At 39.3% G+C, this 21,174-nt stretch carries 21 protein-coding genes and 1 tRNA gene; 18 read left to right on the forward strand and 4 right to left on the reverse strand.

What is annotated here, in order from left to right; genetic code table 11:
* The first annotated feature begins 32 nt into the window (after positions 1 to 32).
* From JXQ92_RS07060 to JXQ92_RS07135, 16 genes are all read left to right on the forward strand, one after another.
* Positions 33 to 1,994, forward strand: coding sequence for an Ig-like domain-containing protein (locus JXQ92_RS07060; protein WP_421985899.1), 1,962 nt, complete (start codon positions 33 to 35; stop codon positions 1,992 to 1,994).
* A gap of 27 nt (positions 1,995 to 2,021) precedes the next feature.
* Entirely contained in the window at positions 2,022 to 4,007 is a 1,986-nt protein-coding gene (locus tag JXQ92_RS07065; protein WP_421985900.1) for an LVIVD repeat-containing protein, read from the forward strand.
* Between the two features lie 76 nt (positions 4,008 to 4,083).
* Positions 4,084 to 5,271, forward strand: a complete 1,188-nt coding sequence (locus tag JXQ92_RS07070) for a YncE family protein (protein ID WP_421985901.1) — start codon at positions 4,084 to 4,086, stop codon at positions 5,269 to 5,271.
* Between the two features lie 78 nt (positions 5,272 to 5,349).
* Positions 5,350 to 5,422, forward strand: a tRNA-Gln gene (locus JXQ92_RS07075).
* 180 nt (positions 5,423 to 5,602) lie between these two features.
* Positions 5,603 to 7,225: a M1 family metallopeptidase gene (locus tag JXQ92_RS07080; RefSeq protein WP_421985902.1), complete on the forward strand. Its 1,623-nt coding sequence runs from the start codon at positions 5,603 to 5,605 to the stop codon at positions 7,223 to 7,225.
* Positions 7,226 to 7,232: 7 nt separating this feature from the next.
* The gene (locus tag JXQ92_RS07085; RefSeq protein WP_421985903.1) at positions 7,233 to 8,243 is read left to right on the forward strand and encodes a glycosyltransferase family 2 protein; all 1,011 of its coding nucleotides are present in this window, start codon (positions 7,233 to 7,235) and stop codon (positions 8,241 to 8,243) included.
* A 116-nt stretch (positions 8,244 to 8,359) separates the two neighbouring features.
* Positions 8,360 to 9,019 carry a hypothetical protein gene (locus tag JXQ92_RS07090; protein ID WP_421985904.1) on the forward strand — a complete coding sequence of 220 codons (660 nt, stop codon included), beginning with the start codon at positions 8,360 to 8,362 and terminating at the stop codon, positions 9,017 to 9,019.
* 105 nt (positions 9,020 to 9,124) lie between these two features.
* Positions 9,125 to 10,063 (forward strand): ribose-phosphate pyrophosphokinase, encoded by a 939-nt coding sequence (locus JXQ92_RS07095; RefSeq protein ID WP_421985905.1) that lies wholly within the window; start codon positions 9,125 to 9,127, stop codon positions 10,061 to 10,063.
* A gap of 10 nt (positions 10,064 to 10,073) precedes the next feature.
* Positions 10,074 to 10,700, forward strand: coding sequence for a 50S ribosomal protein L25 (locus JXQ92_RS07100; RefSeq protein WP_421985906.1), 627 nt, complete (start codon positions 10,074 to 10,076; stop codon positions 10,698 to 10,700).
* Between the two features lie 65 nt (positions 10,701 to 10,765).
* Entirely contained in the window at positions 10,766 to 11,326 is a 561-nt protein-coding gene (gene pth, locus JXQ92_RS07105; RefSeq protein ID WP_421985907.1) for an aminoacyl-tRNA hydrolase, read from the forward strand.
* Between the two features lie 2 nt (positions 11,327 to 11,328).
* Positions 11,329 to 11,613: a thiamine-binding protein gene (locus tag JXQ92_RS07110; RefSeq protein ID WP_421985908.1), complete on the forward strand. Its 285-nt coding sequence runs from the start codon at positions 11,329 to 11,331 to the stop codon at positions 11,611 to 11,613.
* Between the two features lie 65 nt (positions 11,614 to 11,678).
* Positions 11,679 to 12,017, forward strand: a complete 339-nt coding sequence (locus JXQ92_RS07115; protein ID WP_421985909.1) for a PadR family transcriptional regulator — start codon at positions 11,679 to 11,681, stop codon at positions 12,015 to 12,017.
* The gene (locus JXQ92_RS07120; RefSeq protein WP_421985910.1) at positions 12,014 to 12,709 is read left to right on the forward strand and encodes a hypothetical protein; all 696 of its coding nucleotides are present in this window, start codon (positions 12,014 to 12,016) and stop codon (positions 12,707 to 12,709) included. The genes JXQ92_RS07115 and JXQ92_RS07120 overlap by 4 nt, the downstream gene beginning before the upstream one ends.
* On the forward strand, positions 12,706 to 13,398 hold the full coding sequence (locus tag JXQ92_RS07125; protein ID WP_421985911.1) for a hypothetical protein: 693 nt from the start codon (positions 12,706 to 12,708) through the stop codon (positions 13,396 to 13,398). The genes JXQ92_RS07120 and JXQ92_RS07125 overlap by 4 nt, the downstream gene beginning before the upstream one ends.
* The gene (locus tag JXQ92_RS07130) at positions 13,395 to 14,039 is read left to right on the forward strand and encodes a hypothetical protein (protein ID WP_421985912.1); all 645 of its coding nucleotides are present in this window, start codon (positions 13,395 to 13,397) and stop codon (positions 14,037 to 14,039) included. Before JXQ92_RS07125 ends, JXQ92_RS07130 begins: the two co-directional genes overlap by 4 nt.
* Positions 14,023 to 14,700, forward strand: coding sequence for a hypothetical protein (locus tag JXQ92_RS07135; protein WP_421985913.1), 678 nt, complete (start codon positions 14,023 to 14,025; stop codon positions 14,698 to 14,700). The genes JXQ92_RS07130 and JXQ92_RS07135 overlap by 17 nt, the downstream gene beginning before the upstream one ends.
* On the opposite strand, the gene JXQ92_RS07140 is transcribed toward JXQ92_RS07135, so the two are convergent.
* Together JXQ92_RS07140 and metG are read right to left on the reverse strand one after the other, a co-directional pair.
* Positions 14,697 to 15,248: a hypothetical protein gene (locus tag JXQ92_RS07140; protein WP_421985914.1), complete on the reverse strand. Its 552-nt coding sequence runs from the start codon at positions 15,246 to 15,248 to the stop codon at positions 14,697 to 14,699. The genes JXQ92_RS07135 and JXQ92_RS07140 overlap by 4 nt on opposite strands.
* A gap of 107 nt (positions 15,249 to 15,355) precedes the next feature.
* Positions 15,356 to 17,416: a methionine--tRNA ligase gene (gene metG / locus JXQ92_RS07145; protein ID WP_421986415.1), complete on the reverse strand. Its 2,061-nt coding sequence runs from the start codon at positions 17,414 to 17,416 to the stop codon at positions 15,356 to 15,358.
* 159 nt (positions 17,417 to 17,575) lie between these two features.
* Between metG and JXQ92_RS07150 the strand changes: the two genes are divergently transcribed.
* Entirely contained in the window at positions 17,576 to 18,148 is a 573-nt protein-coding gene (locus JXQ92_RS07150) for a carbonic anhydrase (RefSeq protein ID WP_421985915.1), read from the forward strand.
* Positions 18,149 to 18,209: 61 nt separating this feature from the next.
* Here the strand turns inward: JXQ92_RS07150 and JXQ92_RS07155 are convergent, their stop codons facing one another.
* Positions 18,210 to 19,157, reverse strand: a complete 948-nt coding sequence (locus tag JXQ92_RS07155; protein ID WP_421985916.1) for a universal stress protein — start codon at positions 19,155 to 19,157, stop codon at positions 18,210 to 18,212.
* Positions 19,158 to 19,173: 16 nt separating this feature from the next.
* Positions 19,174 to 20,136, reverse strand: a complete 963-nt coding sequence (locus JXQ92_RS07160; RefSeq protein ID WP_421985917.1) for a sodium-dependent bicarbonate transport family permease — start codon at positions 20,134 to 20,136, stop codon at positions 19,174 to 19,176.
* 91 nt (positions 20,137 to 20,227) lie between these two features.
* On the opposite strand from JXQ92_RS07160, the gene JXQ92_RS07165 reads away from it, so the two are divergent.
* A complete protein-coding gene (locus JXQ92_RS07165; RefSeq protein ID WP_421985918.1) occupies positions 20,228 to 21,163 on the forward strand; it encodes a LysR family transcriptional regulator in 936 nt (311 codons plus the stop codon).
* Positions 21,164 to 21,174: the final 11 nt, after the last annotated feature.

A 21,174-nucleotide genomic window follows, 5' to 3' on the forward strand; every position in this document is an offset into this window, starting at 1 on the left:
ACATTCCTGAAAAATACCTTAAAACAACTATCATGAAATTTATACGCAGTTATATCCTGGCTTTACTCCTTGTACTGCCAGCTACAATTTTCGCTCAAGAGATTGTAATCGACCCATCTAACATTGTGTTAGAAGTTGGTGCGGAGAAAAAGCTTAATGCCTATGTTATGAAAGACGGCAAAAAGTTGGATACTCCAGTAAGAATGTTTTCTAGAGCTAGAAAAAGTCTTTCTATAAATGCCACCAACACTGTAAAAGCAATTTTACCCGGAACTTTCGATGTTATTGCCATCGCTCCAGGTGCTGAAAGAATGACTTTTAAAGTAACGGTTAACTTCCCTCCGATCGCCGAAATCAATTTAGATGACATTCCAAATAAAATCTACGCAGGAACACCAATCACTTTAAGCTATACAGTAATTGATAAAGCTGGGTTGACGAGAGAAAACCCGGCCGTTACATTTTCCTCTAAGAACGAGTCTATCGCCACGGTAAACTCTTTCGGAATGGTGACAACTTACAAACCAGGTAAAACTTCAATTGAAGTAAAATCTGAAAATGTAGTGAATACCGTTAGAATTAACGTAGTAAAGAACCCAATTACACGAATTGAATTAACAGCAGATGGCGATCAGGCAAGAACTGGTGATGTTTTTCACTTTTCAGCGAAAGCACTAGATGCTAAAGGCAACGAAGTATCAGATGCGCCTTTATATTATTCATTCAACGGTGTTTCTGACAATGTAAGTCAAAATGCATCAGGATTAATCAAACAAGATGGCCGTTTCGTAGCAGATGAAGCCGGTATGTATACCGTAACCGTTTCATGTGGCGTTGCTTCGGCTTCTAAAAGCGTTAAAATCTCTCCAAGAGATGTTGCTAGAAAAATTGAAGTCGTAGGACAAGGCTCTGTGAACAACAAGCATACTTCAGACTTATGGGTATGGGAAGGTGTTGACGGAAGAGATTACGCCGTTACAGGTACCTGGGGTGCTGATGGAACTGCTTACTTCTGGGATGTAACTGACCCTGCAAACATTACTAAAATTGATTCTGTACAAGTAGATGCACGTACAGTAAACGATGTTAAAATCTCTGAAGACGGTACAATCTGTGTCATTAGCCGTGAAGGTGCTTCTGACAGAAAAAATGGTCTCGTAATCATTGACGTGAAGAACCCAAGAGATGTAGAAATCATTTCTAGGTTCGATGAGAACATGACTGGTGGTGTTCACAATGTATTTATTGCCGACAACCACATTTATGCACTAAGTGGTGGACAAAAGTATTACATCATCAATATCGAAGACCCTAGAAACCCATATGCTGTTTCTAAATTCGAATTAGATACACCAGGTCATTCTATTCACGATGTTTGGGTTGAAGATGGTATTGCTTACTCATCTAACTGGTCTGATGGAATTCAATTGGTTGATGTAGGAAACGGAATTGCTGGTGGATCAGTGGAAAAACCAACGCAATTTGCAAGCTATGCTTATCCTAACAACGCAAATCATGCTTCATTCCCTTACCGTAGTAAATCAACTGGTAAATTCTATGTAATTGGTGGAGATGAAATTTTCCCTTACGGATTAAATACGCAACCAGGTGGCGTAAATAGAGCCGCAGGTTACTTACACGTTGTAGATTTTACTGACCTTGATAACCCTGAAGAAATTGCTCGATTCGAAGTTCCAAATGCAGGTTCTCACAACTACTGGATTGAAGACGACATTCTTTATGTAGCGTTCTACAATGAAGGCGTTCGTATTGTCGATCTAAGTGGAGAATTGATGGGCGACCTAAGATCACAAGGAAGAGAGATTGCTTGGATAGTACCAAACGATCCGAATGGTTATTCTGCCAACTCTCCATTTACTTGGGGTGCGCAGCTTTACAAAGGCCATATCTTCTATGCTGATTTTAACAGTGGATTATGGTCAGCTAAGTTGGAGCCAGAAAAGCCAAAAGAAACTAAAATACAAAGCAAATAACCTCTGTAGGGACTTAAAACATGTGAAATGAATAGACTTAAAAGATTTACTGATAATTCCAGAAGTTTCTTAGTTGCCATTATGGTGACCCTGTTTTTGAGTCCCTACATTGCTAAGGCTCAAAAAGAAATAGAGGTAGCAAATACCAATCTAACCCTCGAAGTTGGGGGTGAATTAAAGTTAGACGTCTTTGTAACTGAAGATGGAAAGAAGACTAAGGATAAGGTCCGTATTTTCTCCAGAGATAAGAAAAAACTATTTGTTGATTCTGTAGGAGTAGCCCGAGCCTTCCTGCCTGGCAAGGTAAACCTATTGGCATTTGCAGCTGGGGTCCGCCATTCCTTTGATATTATTATTAACTACCCTGAAATCACTGAAATAAAAATCAATGATGTACCAGAGAAAGTGTACAGAGGAACACCGGTCCAATTCCATTATCAAGTGCTAGACAATGCTGGCCTTACAAGAACCGATGTTCAAGTTGAATTGAGCTCCAGTAATGAAGAAATAGCTACGGTCGACCCTTTTGGCTATATAGCGAGTCGAAAAGAAGGAAGAGTAAACATTACTGCCAAAGTCAATAATATAGAGAATACGTTTAGCGTAAATGTTGTCAAGAACCCTGTAGACAATATCAACTTAAAAGTAGATTATAACCAAGGTAGAACAGGAGATGTATTTCACTTTACAGCCAATGCCGTAAAAGAGAATGGTGATGTTATCAATGATATCCCAATTCGATATTCATTTGACGGAAAAGCTGATGATGTTTCTACTAGTGCTTCTGGCTTAATTAGACAAGACGGTAGTTTTGTAGCCGACAAAGCCGGGATATATACTGTTACGGCCACCGCAGGTGTAGCTTCAGCGCAAAAAACGCTAAGAATCACGCCTAGAGATGTCGAACGAAAAATAGTTACAGTAGGCCAAGGAACAGTCAGCGAAAAGTTTACATCAGATCTTTGGGTTTGGGAAGGTCAAGATGGCGGTGATTATGCCGTTACAGGTACTTGGAGTGCAGATGGTACAGCATACTTTTGGGATGTCTCTGATCCAGCGAATATTCTACGAATCGACAGTATTCAAGTTGATGCCAGAACGGTGAATGATGTGAAAGTATCAGAGGATGGAAAAGTAACCGTTATCAGCAGAGAGGGCGCTTCCAATAGAAAAAACGGTCTAGTTATACTAGATACTTCTAACCCGAGAGATGTAAAGATTCATGCTACCTATAACAATAATCTGACAGGTGGAGTCCACAATGTATTTATTGATAAAGGTTATATCTACGCCCTAAGTGCAGGACAGAAATATTACGTTATCGATATTAAAGACCCGAAAAACCCGAAGACAGTCGGCAAATTCGAATTAGATACCCCAGGACATTCTATTCATGACGTTTGGGTAAAAGACGGTATCGCTTATTCATCCAATTGGTCGGATGGTATTCAATTAGTTGATGTTGGAAACGGCATCGCCGGTGGATCGCCAGAAAATCCTGTTCAGTTTGCCAGTTATGCCTACCCAAGCGGCGATAACCATGCAGCATTTCCATTTAAAAGTAAGTCTACAGGGAAATTCTACGTAATTGGCGGAGATGAGGTATTTCCTTATGGAGAAAATGGTTCATATCTAGCAGGTGGCTACTTGCATATGATTGATTTCACCGATCTAGATAATCCAGAAGAAGTTGCTCGTTTTGAATTACCATTTGCCGGTTCGCATAACTTCTGGGTAGATGAAGAGTCAGAAACGCTTTACGCCACCTTTTATAACGGCGGCGTAAGAGTCATAGATATTAGTGGTGAGTTAATGGGCGATCTATTAGCACAAGGCCGACAGATCACCTTTTTCATGCCAGGTGATCCGGAAGGATACATACCAAACATGCCTCAAACTTGGGGAGCACAATTGCATAAAGGACACCTCTTTTATTCTGATATGCACAGTGGGCTTTGGGTTTCAAAAGTAGAGCCTCCGAAAACTGAGAACATTAAAATTGAAAGAAAATAAGACGATGCCCGGTTTAGCAAAAAAACTAAGCCGGCTTCATTCACAATACTCTATACATTCCATTATCAATAAGCATATGAAAAAATTCGCTTTAACCGTCTTGTTTGCCCTTATCGCTACAGCCATTTGTGCGCAAGACTATTACGTGTATGTGACTGCCGAATCTGAAGATGAAGTTTCGATCATAAAATTTGATGGTAAGAAAGCCGAAACAATCAAAAATATCCCTGTGGGTGTTTGGCCACAAGAAATTGAAGGACCACACGGAATTACTGTAGACCCGAAAGGTGAATATTGGTACTTAAGCCTTGCACACGGAAATCCGTACGGAAAGCTATATAAATACAAAACAGGTACAGACGAAATGGTAGGTTCTGTAGAACTAGGCCTCTTCCCTGCCTCTATGCAAATATCACCAGTTACAGGACTATTGTATTGTGTGAACTTTAACCTGCATGGCGATATGGTGCCAAGTACAGTTTCCGTAGTAGATGTAGAAAGCATGACAGAATTAGATCAGATTACAACTGGAGCAATGCCGCATGGTAGTAGAATCTCTGCCGATGGCATGAAGCACTATTCTGTTGCGATGATGTCTGGTGAGTTATTTGAAATCGATGCCTTCAATTTGAATGTAGCTAGAAAACTAGACCTCGATGAAGCCTCAAAAAGTTTAGTAGACCACTCTACGATGGACCACAGCAAGATGGATCATTCTAAAATGGACATGAAAAAGGATGAAAAAGCTGAGGCCATAGATCATTCAAAAATGGACCATAGTAAGATGGATCATAGCAAAATGGACATGGGCGGCATGAAGCATTCAGCTTTCAAACCTACTTGGGTAAGCCCGCATCCACAAAAAAACTTAGTATATGTAGCAGGAAATGGATCTGCTGAAATACTTGAAATTGATACAGATACGTGGAAAGCCACCCGTAAATTCATAACCGATAAAGGCCCTTATAACATTGACTTAACACCTGACGGTAAAATGATGGTTGTTTCTTACAAAACTGCCGCTAAAACAGGTATTTGGGATTTAGAAACTGGTAAGGAAGTGGCTAGACTTGATAACAGCCAAAAAGTAACACATGGTGTTGCCATTTCTTCTGACAGCCGATATGCATTTGTTTCTGTTGAAGGTAAAAATGCAGACCCAGGAATGGTCGATATCATTGACCTTAAGACACTTAAAGTGGTAGATACTGCCTATCTAGGAAAGCAAGCAGGCGGTATTGCTTTTTGGAAGGTGGAGGATTAAGAAAAGTTTCTAAAAATTTCTCAGAAAAGGTTTTCAAATAAAGAGTCAAATACTACTTTTGTACTCCCAATTACAGGATGGTCTATGGTGTAACTGGCAACACGTCTGGTTTTGGTCCAGAAGAGTCTAGGTTCGAGCCCTAGTAGACCAACTAAAAGCTTCACAGAAATGTGAGGCTTTTTTTATGCATTCTCCCTTTTTCCATCCTGAGTGCAATGAAGGATCTTAACATCAAACTAACTTCCTCCAGATCACCCAACATTATTTAACTTCTCCGCCATTTAAAAGGGAGAAAAATGAAGTAAATTGACCATTAGTTAAAACCATGCACATGAAAAAATTTCTGATCGCCCTTCTCCTTTTCGCTAGCTTTTCCGCATTCTCTCAAGAGTTTACAAGGCAAGATTCTCTAAGAGGAAGCATTACCCCTGAACGTGCTTGGTGGGACCTCACCTATTATCATCTTCAAGTGGAAGTAATCCCTGAAGAAAAACGCATTACGGGCAGTAACACTATCACATACAAGGTTCTAGAATCAAACAATACGCTTCAGGTAGACCTTCAGCCACCGTTAAAGATCACTAAGGTGACTCAAAATGGTACGGTACTAGATTTCACTTCAGAAGGCAACGCACATTTCGTTCACTTAAAACAGACTCAAAAAATCGGAGATACTCAGGAAATAACCGTCCATTATGAAGGCAAACCAAAGGAAGCCGTTCGCGCCCCTTGGGACGGTGGCTTTAGCTGGAAAAAAGATAGCAATGGCCTAGACTTTATTGCTACTTCCTGTCAAGGCTTGGGGGCCAGTGTTTGGTGGCCCAACAAAGACCATATGTACGACGAAGTAGAAGGCATGCGCATCAGTGTAGAAGTGCCGGAACACCTAACGGACGTTTCTAATGGCCGTTTAATTGGCACAGATCACAATAAAAAGAAGAAAACAAAGATCTTCCACTGGGAAGTAGAAAACCCTATCAACAATTACGGTGTCAACCTAAACATTGGAGATTATGTCAGTTGGAAAGAGACTTACCAGGGAGAAAAAGGCGATTTAGACATTACCTACTGGGCTTTAAAGCCTGATGAGGAAAAAGCCCGAAAGACGTATACCGAAGTACCTCGCATGCTTCAAGCATTCGAACACTGGTTTGGCCCTTACCCCTTTTATGAGGACGGTTACCAGCTAGTTCAAGCCCCTTATTTAGGCATGGAACATCAGAGTTCGGTCACCTATGGCAATGGCTTTCAGAATGGCTATTTAGGTCGTGACTTAAGCACTACAGGCTGGGGATTAAAATTCGATTTCATCATTGTTCACGAGTCTGGTCATGAGTGGTTTGCCAATAATATTACACATCAAGACCACGCCGATATGTGGATTCATGAAAGCTTCACCAATTACTCAGAAAGCCTGTTTCTAGATTACCATTTCGGAAAAGCAGCCGGTCAAGAATATGTAAGAGGCACTAGAACGGCTATCGGGAACCAAAAACCGATGATTGGCCCATATGGCGTTAATTATAGCGGGTATCCCGGCGATGTGTATTACAAAGGCGGCAATATGCTCAATACGCTAAGAACAATCGTCAACGATGATGAGCAATGGCGCGGTGTTTTAAGATCGGTTGGAGAAGCGTTCTATCATAAAACTGTTACCTCTCAGGAATTCGAAAAGTATATTGCTGAATTCTTAAACCTGAACCTAGATGCTTTTTTCAACCAATATTTAAGAGACAGAAGACTTCCAACCCTAGAGTATTTTTTCAAAGATGGCTTTCTGAACTACAGATGGGTAAATACAATTAGAACCTTTGACATGCCTGTCGATGTAAACATAAACGGTGAAACTGTAAGGATATCGCCTAAATCGAATTGGGGAAGAGTAGCTTCCAAAGCATCAGAACTTTCGGTGGATGAGAACTATTACATTGGCGTATTGAAAAGTAGATAAGCCAAGCATGTCCAAGGAAGAAACACTTGTGAGTTTGATCATGCCGATCAAAAACCTTGGCCACTACGTATCTGAAACCATTGAATCTGCCTCCTCACAGACCTATGAGAATTGGGAACTGATTATAATTAATGACCACTCCACCGATAATACAGCCCAAATAGCCCTAGATCTTGCGCAACGCGAAGAACGGATAAAACTGGTTGAAAATGAAAGCAAGGGAATCATCCCAGCCTTACAAAAAGGGCTAGCAGTAGCCAAGGGCCAATATATTTCTCGAATTGATGGAGATGACATTATGCCTAAAGAGCGTTTGCAACTCATGGTTGAAGCACTAGCCGGTTCAGAACCAAAAACAGTGGTAACAGGTAAAGTGAAATACTTTGGCACCCCTCCTATTTCCGAAGGCTATACCAAATACGAGCATTGGTTAAATAATCGCATCGATCTGAAGGACCATTGGCAATGGGTTTACAGAGAATGCGTGATTGCCTCGCCAAATTGGATGGTCCGTAAATCAGAATTAAAGGCTATTGGCGAATTTACCGACCTGCAATACCCCGAGGACTATGATTTAGTTTTAAAATGGTATCGACAAGGTTTTCAGGTTAAATCCATTCCAAAAACGACTTTACTCTGGAGAGAGCATGCGGCAAGGACTTCCAGAAACTCAACAAACTACCAACAAGAAACCTTCTTTAGGTTGAAAATAAGACACTTTGTAAAGCATGAATTAAAAGATTCGCAACTGATCGTTTGGGGAACCGATAAAAAAGGAAAGTTGGCAAAACAGCTGCTAGACGAACTGGGCATTCCTTTTTCTTGGATGGGCTTATCAATTCCAAACGAAAGTCATAAAGTACTCAATCAGAAAGTCTTTGATTACAGGGCTGTTGAAAATGAAAATAACTTCAAGTTACTGATCACAGTATTTCCAAATGCACACCAAAGAGCAGCTTTAGAAGATTATCTCTCTGATCTTAACCTACAACATGGAAAATGCTACTTCTACCTATAACACTTCTCATAAGAGTAAACTTTGGGCTAAATAAACAGCACCATGCAACCGATCCTATGAATAGACCATCTTGGTATTGTAATTAGTATTTTCTTATACCTCAATAAACACACCACATGAAAAAGCTATCCTTACTAATACTCATTATTTTAATATGTGCTTGTAATGAAAATGTAACATTTGATGAGGCACAACCAAGCCATTTGGACGCACTCAATGCCATTCCAGAAGCCTATCATGGGAGTTACTTTGATGAATCTGACAGCTCCTTTCTCTATGTGGACAAGCTTTCTATATCTGAAAAAATAACGGCCGAATTAGACTACCCTTTAATAGAGTTTTTAGACGAAATTCAGGAGGATGAGAATAAGGGCTATGTTAAAATAATAGCACAAACAAAGGAGCAGCTATCAATAAAAATTGGCGAAACCCAAGTACAATCCTTCGACATTAGAAACGACTCTATCTTTGGAAAAGTGGAAATCATGGACACCCTATTTTCTATAAAGCATCAAGATGTTGTGAAAGTTTACAAGGACGATCATTACTTCAATATTATGAACAAGAAAGGAGATTTTGCTTTGAGAAAAGTCAACCTAGAAAGCGGGAACTTAATTATCTCAAAAATTCAAAAAGTCTTGGATGTAAAGCAGTTAATGGCGCTTAAAAATACCACCGGCAACACTGGTAAAGGGCTAAAACCTACAAAAAGGCAGTTTAAAAAAATTGCTAAAAGCAGCTTTACGGAAAATAAGAGATTACGAAAAGTAGAGTAGCGATATAATCAACTCAAATAGAACAACCCCCCGCTGTGGAAAGTAAATATCCATGGCGGGTTTTTTATTTAAAATCATTACATTTGCAGCTCAAATTTTAGCACCGTGAAAAACAAGGCTCCAATAAACAAACTATTTGCAGGAAACGGCTCTCCCGAACTGGGCAAAAGGATTGGTGAATTCTTTGGTCAAGGTTTAGGTGCTATTGAATTGCAAAAATTTAGTGATGGTGAAATGGCACCCTATTTCAACGAGTCAATTCGTGGGGCCAATGTATTTTTAATTCAATCGACCATGGCGCCTAGCGATAACTTGCTAGAGTTATGTTTAATGATTGATGCCGCCAAAAGAGCAAGTGCCTATAAAGCGATTGCCGTTATCCCATATTTCGGTTACGCTCGTCAAGATAGAAAAGACAAGCCAAGAATAGCGATCGGCGCAAAAATGGTAGCCAATATTCTAACAGCTGCCGGTGCTGATAGAATTATGACATGCGATCTACATGCAGGTCAAATTCAAGGTTTCTTCGACATACCTGTCGATCACTTAAACGGATCTGCTATTTTCGTTCCCTACCTAAGAAGCCTTAACCTCGAAGATATATTATTTGCATCGCCAGATGTAGGTGGTGTAAAAAGAACAAGATCATTTGCTCAGCATTTCAGTTCTGAAATGGTAGTAATTGACAAACAAAGAAAAAAGGCTAATGAAGTAGCCGAAATGACCATTATTGGTAATGTAGAAGGCAGAAATGTAGTGCTAGTTGATGATTTAGTCGATACTGGCGGAACACTCTGCAAAGCAGCAAAAATCATAATGGAACACGGCGCTAAATCTGTTAGAGCGGTGTGTACTCACCCAGTACTTTCAGGTAAAGCGTATGAAAATATTAACAATTCCGTTTTAGAAGAACTCGTTGTAACTGATACTATTCCTCTTACACAAGAGTCTAGTAAAATCAGAGTATTAACCGTGGCAGAGTTATTTGCCAAGGCGATTAACAACGTAACTACTGACGGATCAATAAGTCAATTATTTATTTAACATATATATTATGAGAGAAATAGAGATTATAGGGTTTAAAAGAGCAAATCTCGGTAAGGCTGAATCAAACAGATTGAGAGCCGAAGGAAATGTACCAGGTGTACTTTATGGTGGAGACGAATTAGTGCAGTTTTATGCACAAGCAATTCAGTTCAGACCAGTATTGTACTCTCCAGATGCTTGTTTTGTCAAAATCAACATCGAAGGAAAAGAGTACAGAGCTATCGTTCAGGAGTCGCAGTGGCACCCAGTAAGCGAAATGCTTTTACACGTTGACTTATTAGAGTTAACTGCTGGTAAAAAAGTTAAAATGGACATACCTGTAAAAACAAAAGGTAGTGCTCCAGGCGTAGCCAATGGTGGTACTTTAGTATTGAAGAATCCAAAACTTAAAGTTTTGTCTTTGCCTAAATACATGCCTGAAACACTTGAAGTAGATATTTCAGCCTTAACAATGGGTAAGTCTGTCAAAGTAGGTGCTATTGAAACAGACAACTTTGAAATCTTAACTAGCCCGATCGTAACGGTTGTAACTGTTGCCATTCCTCGTGCCCTTAGAGGTAAGAGTGAAGAAGAGCTTGAAGCTGAAGAGGCAGAAGCAGCTGCAGCAGAAGGTGGTGAAGCACCAGCAGAATAGTTTTAAAAACATATTATTATTGAAAATCCTGCTCAGCAATGAGCGGGATTTTTTTATTTTCGAACATGAAGTATTTAATCGTCGGATTAGGCAATATTGGACCAGAATACGAACTCACGCGGCATAACATTGGCTTTCTAACGCTAGATAGACTAGCGGATCAAAAAGACTGCAAATTTGAAGTTAGCCGACTGGCATCTCATACCGATTTTAAGTTTAAAGGGCGATCTGTTCATTTGATAAAGCCTACTACTTATATGAACCTGAGCGGTAAAGCAATGAAGTTTTGGATGAATGAGCTGAAAATACCAAAGGAAAACGTCTTGGTTGTGGTTGATGATATTGCCATTCCATTCGGAAAACTTCGAATGCGCGGTAAAGGATCTAGTGCCGGGCACAATGGACTTAAAAACATTGAAGAGCTCACTGGAGGCCAGAATTACGCAAGATTAAAGTTCGGCGTGGGCGATGATTTCCCAAGAGGACGGCAAGTAGACTATGTCTTAAGCAACTTTACAAAAGCCGAGTTTGAAGAACTTCCATTTAGTTTGGATAAAGCCATAGATATGATTTTAGGTTTCTGCTCTATCGGTATAAGTAGAACCATGACACAGTATAACGATTAACTATGCATCAAATTAATCTAGGAATTCAGGTAGTACCAATAGCCACAGCAGATCAAGGCTACCCCATCATTGATAAATGCATCTCGCTCATCCAAAAATCTGGAATTCCATACACAGTAACACCGTTCGAAACTGTATTGGAGGGTAACTACCAAGACATCATGTCTTTAGTCAATGATATTTATGAGAAGGCAAATACGCTAAGTCCAGAAACCGTTATCAACATACGTATTCACTCAAAGCAGAATGAAGACGTAGTAGCAAAAGACAAAACCGAGAAGTTCTGATCATATTCGGGAAGGATTTTAATACATAATTTTCTTATGCATAAGAAAATTATGTATACTTGCATATGTCATCGAGTAAACTCTTAAAAGGGAGCCTAGCCACTATCGTTTTGAAGCTTTTAGAAGAGCAAGAGAAAATGTATGGTTATGAAATCACCCAAAAAGTAAAGCTTATTACTGCCGGAGAATTCAAAATTACGGAAGGAGCCCTCTACCCTACACTTCATAAATTAGAAGCTGAAGGACTCTTAACTACCGAAACCCAACGCGTAGATGGTCGCGTGAGAAAGTATTACATGCTCACAAAAGAGGGTAACGAGGCTGCAGTATCTAAAGTAGCTGAACTTGAAGAGTTTATCGTGAGTCTTCAAAAATTACTGAACCCTAAACTTGGACTTGGATGATTTCGGAAAGTGAACATAAAGTAATTCACAAGTTCTTGAAAAACGTGGGCGCTGAACATCTTGAAGTCTATCAAGAGTTGTATGATCATGTAGCAACGTCGTTCGAAAAACGCTCCATCACCTCGTTTGATATAAAAACGCATATTAGGGAAGTTGTTCAGCCAGAATTAGGCGGTACTAAAGGCATAACAAGATTAATAAAGACAAAAACAAAAACCTTCCATAAAGAGGTTTATGGTCGTGCTTGGGAGATTTTTAAGAATTATCTTTTAGGTTGGCCAGGGATATTAGTTTCAATATTAACTATTGCTATTGTTTTAATAACGAAACAATACTGGGGCATTGAAGCGATCACAAAAGTTGCTCTAATTCTTGGAGTAATGACCCCTCCTCTCGTTAGCATATATGGCATGGCCAGCTTTTATATTCAGTCAAAGCGAAAAAATCTCGGCGCTTCGAACAGTCTACGAAACCTAGCCGTTATGCATTTCGCTGGTTTCGGCACCACATTCACGCAGATCATCTTCTTTTTGATTGGCGGAATTATTTTCAACGATTCTGGATGGATGTTTGACCAATTCGTAGCAAGCCCAATACTAGGATTGACTGTATCCGTGATCTTCATCCTTTATGGCTGCGTTTCGCTACAACTCCTAAATGAAAAATTCCAGTTTAAAATTACAACGGCATGAACTTAAGAGATTCGAAGGTAATCAGGAATTTCGTGCTAAAGGCCCATATTGATGAAGTGGAGTTTTACGAAGAGATTTATGATCATGTAGCGAGCAGCTATGAGCATAGAATTGATTCTAAACAGACTATTGAAGAACATATTGAACAGGAAATAGCACCTTCATTTGGCGGTATTGAGGGCCTTGAAAGCATGATTGATGCTCAAAAAAGGATGAAAAGATCAAGAATCTTCAATGATGCGCTTAAAAGGTACTTTTCATTTTTCACAACGATTTCGGGGCTAGCAAAAAGCATGCTTCTAGCTACTGTCATCTACTTACTCAGCATTTACACAACAGAGACTTTATTTTCTAATATCATAGGTATTGTCTTCATATTGCCTGCACTCGCCGCTTATATAATGCAAGCTCGTTTTAAGCATTTGTGCAGAAAACGCCGATTACCGTTTAAGACCAGTTTCACGAATCGAATAGTATTCTTTGTATCTACTATGTTCATTGCCTGTTTTCAGGGGGTACCTGATATTGTTAGCAGAATTGTCATAGGCAAAAGATTCAACGTACTCAACTATCTAGAGCAATTCGAATTCATTGTTCTACCTTTTGTTTTTCATTTCTCCATTTATGCCATAGTCTGCTTAACGCTTATCAGCAAGCGTTTACAGCTAAAGACCAGTTTAAATACATGAAGCTCGCACACTACCAATTAGAACAAATAGAAGACTACATTAAAGATCAGAATATCTGGTACGATGATGTAAGACAGGAGCTATTAGATCACGTAGCCACTGCAGTTGAGGAGAAAATGGAAAATGAGGATTTCTCATTTGTAGATGCATGTGGAGAGATTTTTACGACGATAGACATCCCTAAATTTCAAAGACATAAGCTTAAATACGAACACATTGCTACACTTAAAGAGGTTGGAAATGAAATGCTGACTTTCTTTCAGGGGGCAAAACTTCTGTGTTTGGTAGCTATAATTTCAGCTAGTGCTGTTGCACTTGCTCAGCCAGCGCTTACAAAAGAGTGGTTTTGGACATTAACTGTCTGGTCACCGGCTTTACTTCTTTTCTATTTCATTATAGTACCAATATATGCGCGAAAATATAGAGTCTTATACTTAAGCTATTACATGAGCCGGGTTAATGCCCTCTACACCCCTACTTTCTTAATAATCTCATTATTGGGTTATTTAGATGCTTGGTTCTTACAAAACACCTCAATAGCATTGGTGGTATTTTCCATTTTCTACCTATTTGTAATATCAGCTCTCAGTGTATTGCACAAAACTTTAAAAAAGGTAAAGTCAAATGTCGCTTACTCCTGATCAAATTGACCAAATAAAGAAATTTATTAACAGTCGAGGCTTCACCCAAATTGAAGTGGAAATGGAGATCCTCGATCACGTAGCAGCGGCTGTAGAAGATAAGCTGGAACAAAATCCTAAGACTTCTATCCAAAAAGCGATACAAGAGGTACACGCTTCTTTCGGGATTTTTGGGTTTTCCACTATTCAGGATGAAAAAACTATTCATTTTAACCGATTGATTAAACGTCAGTTTTGGACTGATATTAAAAGCTTTTTCACTTTAAAGCGGGGCGGTATCAACGCCATAATACTCCTATCAATACTCATTCTTACTCAGCTAAGAGGGCATATTAGCATAGATTTGATCAGGCATATTCCCTTTTTATTCGCAGTAGTGGCGTCATTATCACTAGGGATTATATCTCATTTTAAATACAAAAAATGGAAACGCCGTTCACTGATGCTTTCTGCTGCAGTAATCCCTTTATACCTGTTTCAGCCACAATTTGGAAATTTCATATCCATCATCAGTAGGGAATTATATGAGTCTAATGCACAACTAGCCGGTATATTTCTGATAAGCTCAAGTTATGTGCTTATCATCTTAGAATTGGCCTGCTTTTACACAATGCAGTGGGGTTACCGATGGACCTACGATCGGTATTTGAAATATGCCTAGAATTTAAACTGCTCAGCTTGGTTTATTTCCACTGGGCAATCGCATGGTTTTGGAATTCCGCCAAAGGTAACTGCCCAGCAATCACCGTAGATAGACTGAAAAATCATATCAATCTTAATTTTGGCAATGCGCTTTTGCAATAGTCGGGTCTTTTCATTCCACTTAAACCTAACCATCGGCATATTATATCCTGGTTCTAAAACACTTCCATTCACATTATGAATAGAGTAATTATCCCAGCCTATACCATGGTCTTCTCCAAGCATTACATCTAACAATTCTTGCAAGTTATTTACCTTGGTCTGACCCGCCTTTACTTTAAGTGATTTTATAATTGCAGGGCCTACACCCTTATTACTTGCTTCGAATGCAAATCCCTCACTATCATATTGTTGCCCCATTTCTACATAAGGCCAAACAGAATTCCTTTGCTGTTGTCTCATTATACCTACTTCGTAAAATGAAACAGCGAGTGCACAAACGCTTACGATAATTGCGGCTACAGCGACAAAGCTCTCAGCTTTGACTTTAGATTTAAAAATTGCCATGTTCTAAAAAATATATTGTCTTCAAAACTCTGAGAGGGCAATATTGTTTCCTATTGATCCTACTTTTTAGGAATCCGACTAGAACTGGAAGATCTATTCCTTTGAATTTAACTAATTACTGAACCCGCGTTTACGGCTTCATTCGGTTGAATAAGTCGCAAGTTTCCTTCAGCATCTTCTGCCATGAGAATCATTCCTTGAGACTCCACGCCCATCATTTTTCTAGGTGCAAGATTGGCAATGATCGTCACTTGTTTTCCAATCATTTCTGCTGGATCATACTGCTTAGCAATTCCACTAAGAATTGTTCTTTGATCCACTCCTGTGTCAATTAAGAATTGAAGCAATTTGTTTGATTTCTCTACTTTCTTTGCTTCTAGAATTGTTCCTACTCTTAAATCAAGCTTCATGAAATCGTCAAATACAATATCATCTTTAAGCGGCGTCAATTCTATTTCTTTATTCTCCATTTCGTTTTGCTTCTTAGTATTCTCTAGTTTTTCTACTTGTGCTTCAATTGTGCTATCCTCTAACTTTTGGAATAACAAGGTCGGTTTTTCTAATTGTGCTCCTGCGCTAATCAGATCGTCTTGCCCTGCCTTGTCCCATTTCATTTGAGAAAGGCCAAGCAAACCGTTTAACTTCTCAGCAGTAAAAGGAATAAACGGTTCGGCAACGATTCCTAGGTTTGCAATGAGCTGCAATGAAACATTAAGAATAGTTCCTACACGCTCTTGATCAGTCTTGATAAGCTTCCAAGGTTCTGTGTCGGCCAAGTACTTATTGCCTACCCGAGCTAATTCCATCATTTCGGCTAGTGCTTCTCTAAAACGATATCTTTTGATCGCATCTCCTACTTTTGCAGGCACTTTACTGAGCGTTTCTAGTACTTCTTTATCAATGTCGAAAAGTTCTCCTTTGGCAGGCACCTTTCCTTCGAAGTATTTATGGGTTAAAACCACGGCTCGATTAACAAAATTGCCTAGGATGGCAACGAGCTCATTGTTGTTTCTGGCTTGAAAATCCTTCCAAGTAAAATCATTGTCCTTACTTTCTGGTGCGTTTGAACATAAGGCATAGCGCAGTACATCCTGCTTATCAGGCATATCTTCTAAATACTCATGTAACCACACGGCCCAGTTTCTAGAGGTTGAAATTTTATCGCCCTCTAAATTCAAGAATTCATTTGCTGGTACATTATCAGGCAAAACGTAATCTCCCATTGACTTGAGTATGGCTGGGAAAATTATGCAGTGAAAAACAATATTATCTTTCCCTATAAAGTGAACCAATTTAGTGTCATCACTTTTCCAATAAGGTTCCCAGTCTTTTCCTTGTGCTTCTGCCCACTCTCGAGTAGCTGAAACATAGCCAATCGGGGCATCGAACCAAACATACAGCACTTTTCCATCCGCACCTTCAACCGGTACTTTTATACCCCAATCTAAATCTCTGGTCATGGCGCGTGGCTGCAAACCTCCATCAATCCATGATTTACATTGCCCCCATACATTTGGCTTCCAATCAGCCTTATGTCCTTCTACTAGCCATTCCTTCAGCCATGATTCATAATTCTGTAAGGGTAAATACCAATGCCTAGTTTCCTTTTTTACAGGAGGATTACCACTTAGTGTTGATTTTGGGTTTATTAAATCAGTCGGGTTTAATGAGGAACCACAATTTTCGCATTGATCTCCGTAAGCAGCATGATGGCCGCACTTAGGACAGGTACCAATGATATAGCGATCGGCAAGGAATTGATTTTCTTGCTCATCGTAATACTGTTCGCTTACCCGTTCTTCAAATTTACCTTCTTCATAAAGCTTTTTAAAAAACATCTGAGCAGTTTCATGATGCTTTTCGTTCGACGTACGAGAATATATATCAAAAGAAATTCCGAGCTGACTCATGGAATCTTTGATCATGCCATGATATTTATCGACGATGGCTTGTGGAGTAGTTCCCTCTTTGCGTGAACGCATTGTTATGGCCATTCCGTGCTCATCAGAAGCACAAATAAAGGCTACATCTTCTCCAGTTGAACGTAAGTATCGCGCATAAATATCTGCTGGCACATATACCCCTGCCAGGTGACCAATATGAATTGGGCCATTTGCATAAGGAAGTGCAGCAGTAACGGTATGTCTTTTGAAATTCTGATTACTCATATGTGGCAAAGATAGTTTCTTAGGTTTGAGATGTAAGAATTTAGGCATGAGAATTTCTTGCAAATTGAACGACTAAACATGAGAAGCGGGAATAAGAAAATTGTGAAATGATATTTATGTTATTTACCTTAAGCCATTAGAAGAGAAAATTTTTTAAATATGACTGCAGAAGAAGCATTAAAACACCTGAAAGCTGGAAACAAGAGATATGTAAAAGGAGATTTGAAACACCCGCACACTGACCCACAAAGGCGTCATGAACTTGCGGAAGCGCAGCACCCTTTCGCAGTGGTACTGAGTTGTGCAGATTCAAGGGTAGTTCCAGAACTTTTATTTGACCAAGGACTTGGTGACTTGTTTGTTATCCGCGTTGCAGGAAATATTGCTAAAGAAAAGGTTATTGGAAGTATAGAGTACGCTGTAAAGTTTTTGAACTCTAAACTGATTGTGGTTTTAGGTCATGAGAATTGTGGTGCGGTAAACGCAAGTCTTGGAGATGCTGATCCGGGTGGACACATTGGCAAAATTATTGAAAAGATTAAACCTGCTGTTTATATGGCGAAACTTATGCCTGGTGATCATTTAACGAATGCAATTAAGGTGAACGCTCAAATCGTTACTGAAGAATTAAAAGAATCGAAACCTATCCTTTCTGATGCTGTTAAGAGTGCGGGTGTGGAAGTTGTATCGGCCTATTATAAGCTTAGTTCCGGCGAAGTAGAATTTTTATAAAAAAAGCCCAAGACGAAATTTCATCTTGGGCTTTTTTCTTTTTTCAACGTACCTAAAGACTTTATCGTCCTAAGTTTAACAAACCGTTCAAGAAGCCTTTATTTTCTCCGTTTTTCTTTAGAATGAGTGTTATGTGCTCACCATTGTGAGGCAAAATACTTTCTGATACTTCTCCTAGAAGGGCCGCTGCGGACATGGTTTTACCTTTTGAACCCATAACCAAAAGATCTGGACGAATCTTATCAATATGTTGATCGATCGGTTGACCCACACTCTTACCTCTTTCCACACTCGCAATATTTTTTTGGATATAAGGCTTTTTCATTTTCTCTAAATAAGCATCTAGCTCATGTTGAGCGTATGCGGTTAGCTTTTTATCGATTTCGGTTCTTTTCGATAGGATTCTGTCAATCTCATCAGCTGTTTCAAAAACCTGACTGAGGTATTTTGTGGCATCTTTGTAAACATGTAGCGCATGTACTACCGGCGGTAGAGTTGCATTCTGAAAGTCATTGATCACATCTAGGGCCAAATCGGAATACTCCGAAAAATCTAATGGTGAAAGTATGGATTTGACTGTTTCGATATGTCGATCAGGCATCAACATCACATTGCAAGCCGACTTACGCACCATCTTCTTACTAAGTACACCTACCCTGTTCATATTTCTTCTACCAAGTATGGCCAAATCGATTTTTTTCGAATTTTCAAACTTGAGTAATTCGGTCAATTGATTTCCAGAAAGCACGTGTATTTCAACAGGCTGCTCTGCATGAAAACACTTACTAACCATATCGTTTAATTGAGTCTGTGCCTGCTTTATATCAGGGATCATTAGGTCTGGTATATCGACCAATACTTCTTTAGGTATATCTAGCTCCTTTGAAACATAGACTACGTGAATAACATCTGGCGTAAACTGATTAGCCAAGACAGCTACATTCTTCAATAAGTTGACCTCGTTTTTATTGACGTCGATTCCAACCATCCATTTAGTGAACTTCTTCATATTGCGTATTAATTTATTAGGTGATTTGGATTAGAAACATGTAAATAGGCAAGCCTATGGTAATATTTACAGGGAAAGTAATGGCTAAAGCCATTGGTATATAAATACCCGGGTTCGCTTTCGGGACAGCTATTTTCATGGCTGCAGGTACGGCGATATAAGAAGCACTTGCCCCTAAAACCGCGAATATAAAACGGTTGCCAATGTCGTGCACAACCAAGCCGCTAAGCATGGCGATAACACAGCCATTGAATAAAGCAATGACTATGGCAAATGAGGTTGTAAACCATCCTTCATCTAAGAAGGCTTTAAGCTTCCTACCACTTACTATACCCATATCGAGTAAGAAAATGGCCAGAAATCCTTTAAACAAATCTGTGGTGAATGGTGCTATGCCTTGGGCTTGCTCTTCGCTTGCCATCCAACCGATAACCAAACTTCCTAGGATTAAAATGACACTTCCATTGGTAAAAGCATGCTTAATAAGCTGCCCCATACTAGTACTTTGAGTAGATCCTTTCGCGAATATTCGAATGAGTACTACACCAATCACGATAGCTGGTGCTTCCATAAAAGCCATCACAGCTACCATATGACCTCCAAATTCAATTCCTTGCATTTCTAAAAATGCTACAGCAGTAACGAATGTTACTGCACTTACTGAACCATAAGCTGCCGCTATAGCGCCTGAATTCTCAACAGTTAGTCTCCTTTTCAAAATAAAGAAGGCATAACAAGGAATGATAACCGCTATAGCTACTCCAAAGACAATGCTCCATATAATATCTCCGGAAAACGTATTGTGTGCTAATTCTTGGCCACCCTTAAACCCAATGGCAAATAGTAAGTAAAGTGAAATGAATTTTGAAGATGTCTTGGGGATTTCCAGATCGCTTTTAAGCTGAACAGAAACAATTCCTAAGATGAAAAAAAGCAGCGCCGGATTCGTCAGATTTTCTGCTAGTAAATTCAGATTCATAGATCAGTTATCGTTAAACTGAGCGCAAATATGCTTGGGTTAAATCATATATTTTTATTTATCTTTATTATGATTTACATAAAGATTATTTATGAATTATACATTACATCAACTGAATGTTTTTCTAACTGTTGCTGAATTTGGAAGCATTACTAAGGCAGCTGAAGCCTTGCATTTAACACAACCAGCGGTTTCAATTCAACTCAAAAATCTTCAAGATCAGTTTGACATACCGTTGACAGAAGTAGTTGGCCGTCAGCTATATATAACCGATTTTGGTCAAGAAATAGTCGAAGCAAGCCAAAATATAATTAATGAAGTTCAGGTCATCAATCAAAAATTAATCACCTACAAAGATCAGATTGCAGGTAAACTAAAAATCTCTGTCGTATCTACAGGAAAATACATCATGCCATACTTCTTAACTGATTTCCTAAAAGCGAATCCAGGGGTAGAATTAAAAATGGATGTCACCAATAAAGCAAGTGTTGTGCGTACTTTAGAAAATAACGAAGTAGATTTTTCACTTGTATCAATCCCTCCTCAAAGAATCGCTTTGGATCGCATTACTTTGATGCAAAACAAGTTGTATTTAGTTGGTAATGCTTCAAGTACTTTGGGCACAAGTAAAAACCATAAACCTAGCAAATTGGAAGAAATTGATCTGATTTTTCGAGAAAGTGGTTCTGGTACTCGTCAAACTATTGAAAAGCATTTTAATGCTCAAAATCTGATCGTAAAACGTAAACTTGAGCTGACATCTAACGAAGCTGTAAAGCAAGCCGTGGTGGCTGGTCTTGGCTACTCGGTTATGCCCTTGATTGGCATTAAAAACGAATTGGAATTGAAAGATCTTAAAATTATTCCAGTGAAAGGCTTCCCTATTCAGTCTCAGTGGCAGTTAGTATGGCTCAAAGACAAGAAATTCTCCCCTGCCGCAGATGCCTATTTATCCTATGTAAACAGTCATAAGGACGAGATAATTAAAGAGAAATTTGGGTGGTTTGAAAACCAGAGACAAAGCTGAAAAATGATAAA

It is taken from the genome of Roseivirga sp., assembly GCF_049099775.1.
Classification (GTDB): Bacteria; Bacteroidota; Bacteroidia; order Cytophagales; family Cyclobacteriaceae; genus Roseivirga.

Excerpts from the sequence above, each read along its gene's own strand:
- JXQ92_RS07140 (WP_421985914.1), bottom strand. The coding sequence starts at position 15,248 with ATGGCAATTTTTAAATCTAAAGTCAAAGCTGAGAGCTTTGTCGCTGTA.
- JXQ92_RS07125 (WP_421985911.1), top strand. The coding sequence starts at position 12,706 with ATGAACTTAAGAGATTCGAAGGTAATCAGGAATTTCGTGCTAAAGGCC.
- JXQ92_RS07090 (WP_421985904.1), top strand. The coding sequence starts at position 8,360 with ATGAAAAAGCTATCCTTACTAATACTCATTATTTTAATATGTGCTTGT.
- JXQ92_RS07120 (WP_421985910.1), top strand. The coding sequence starts at position 12,014 with ATGATTTCGGAAAGTGAACATAAAGTAATTCACAAGTTCTTGAAAAAC.
- metG (WP_421986415.1), bottom strand. The coding sequence starts at position 17,416 with ATGAGTAATCAGAATTTCAAAAGACATACCGTTACTGCTGCACTTCCT.
- JXQ92_RS07070 (WP_421985901.1), top strand. The coding sequence starts at position 4,084 with ATGAAAAAATTCGCTTTAACCGTCTTGTTTGCCCTTATCGCTACAGCC.
- JXQ92_RS07100 (WP_421985906.1), top strand. The coding sequence starts at position 10,074 with ATGAGAGAAATAGAGATTATAGGGTTTAAAAGAGCAAATCTCGGTAAG.
- JXQ92_RS07085 (WP_421985903.1), top strand. The coding sequence starts at position 7,233 with ATGTCCAAGGAAGAAACACTTGTGAGTTTGATCATGCCGATCAAAAAC.
- JXQ92_RS07115 (WP_421985909.1), top strand. The coding sequence starts at position 11,679 with ATGTCATCGAGTAAACTCTTAAAAGGGAGCCTAGCCACTATCGTTTTG.
- JXQ92_RS07065 (WP_421985900.1), top strand. The coding sequence starts at position 2,022 with ATGAATAGACTTAAAAGATTTACTGATAATTCCAGAAGTTTCTTAGTT.
- JXQ92_RS07165 (WP_421985918.1), top strand. The coding sequence starts at position 20,228 with ATGAATTATACATTACATCAACTGAATGTTTTTCTAACTGTTGCTGAA.
- JXQ92_RS07160 (WP_421985917.1), bottom strand. The coding sequence starts at position 20,136 with ATGAATCTGAATTTACTAGCAGAAAATCTGACGAATCCGGCGCTGCTT.
- JXQ92_RS07110 (WP_421985908.1), top strand. The coding sequence starts at position 11,329 with ATGCATCAAATTAATCTAGGAATTCAGGTAGTACCAATAGCCACAGCA.
- pth (WP_421985907.1), top strand. The coding sequence starts at position 10,766 with ATGAAGTATTTAATCGTCGGATTAGGCAATATTGGACCAGAATACGAA.
- JXQ92_RS07155 (WP_421985916.1), bottom strand. The coding sequence starts at position 19,157 with ATGAAGAAGTTCACTAAATGGATGGTTGGAATCGACGTCAATAAAAAC.
- JXQ92_RS07060 (WP_421985899.1), top strand. The coding sequence starts at position 33 with ATGAAATTTATACGCAGTTATATCCTGGCTTTACTCCTTGTACTGCCA.
- JXQ92_RS07150 (WP_421985915.1), top strand. The coding sequence starts at position 17,576 with ATGACTGCAGAAGAAGCATTAAAACACCTGAAAGCTGGAAACAAGAGA.
- JXQ92_RS07130 (WP_421985912.1), top strand. The coding sequence starts at position 13,395 with ATGAAGCTCGCACACTACCAATTAGAACAAATAGAAGACTACATTAAA.
- JXQ92_RS07080 (WP_421985902.1), top strand. The coding sequence starts at position 5,603 with ATGAAAAAATTTCTGATCGCCCTTCTCCTTTTCGCTAGCTTTTCCGCA.
- JXQ92_RS07135 (WP_421985913.1), top strand. The coding sequence starts at position 14,023 with ATGTCGCTTACTCCTGATCAAATTGACCAAATAAAGAAATTTATTAAC.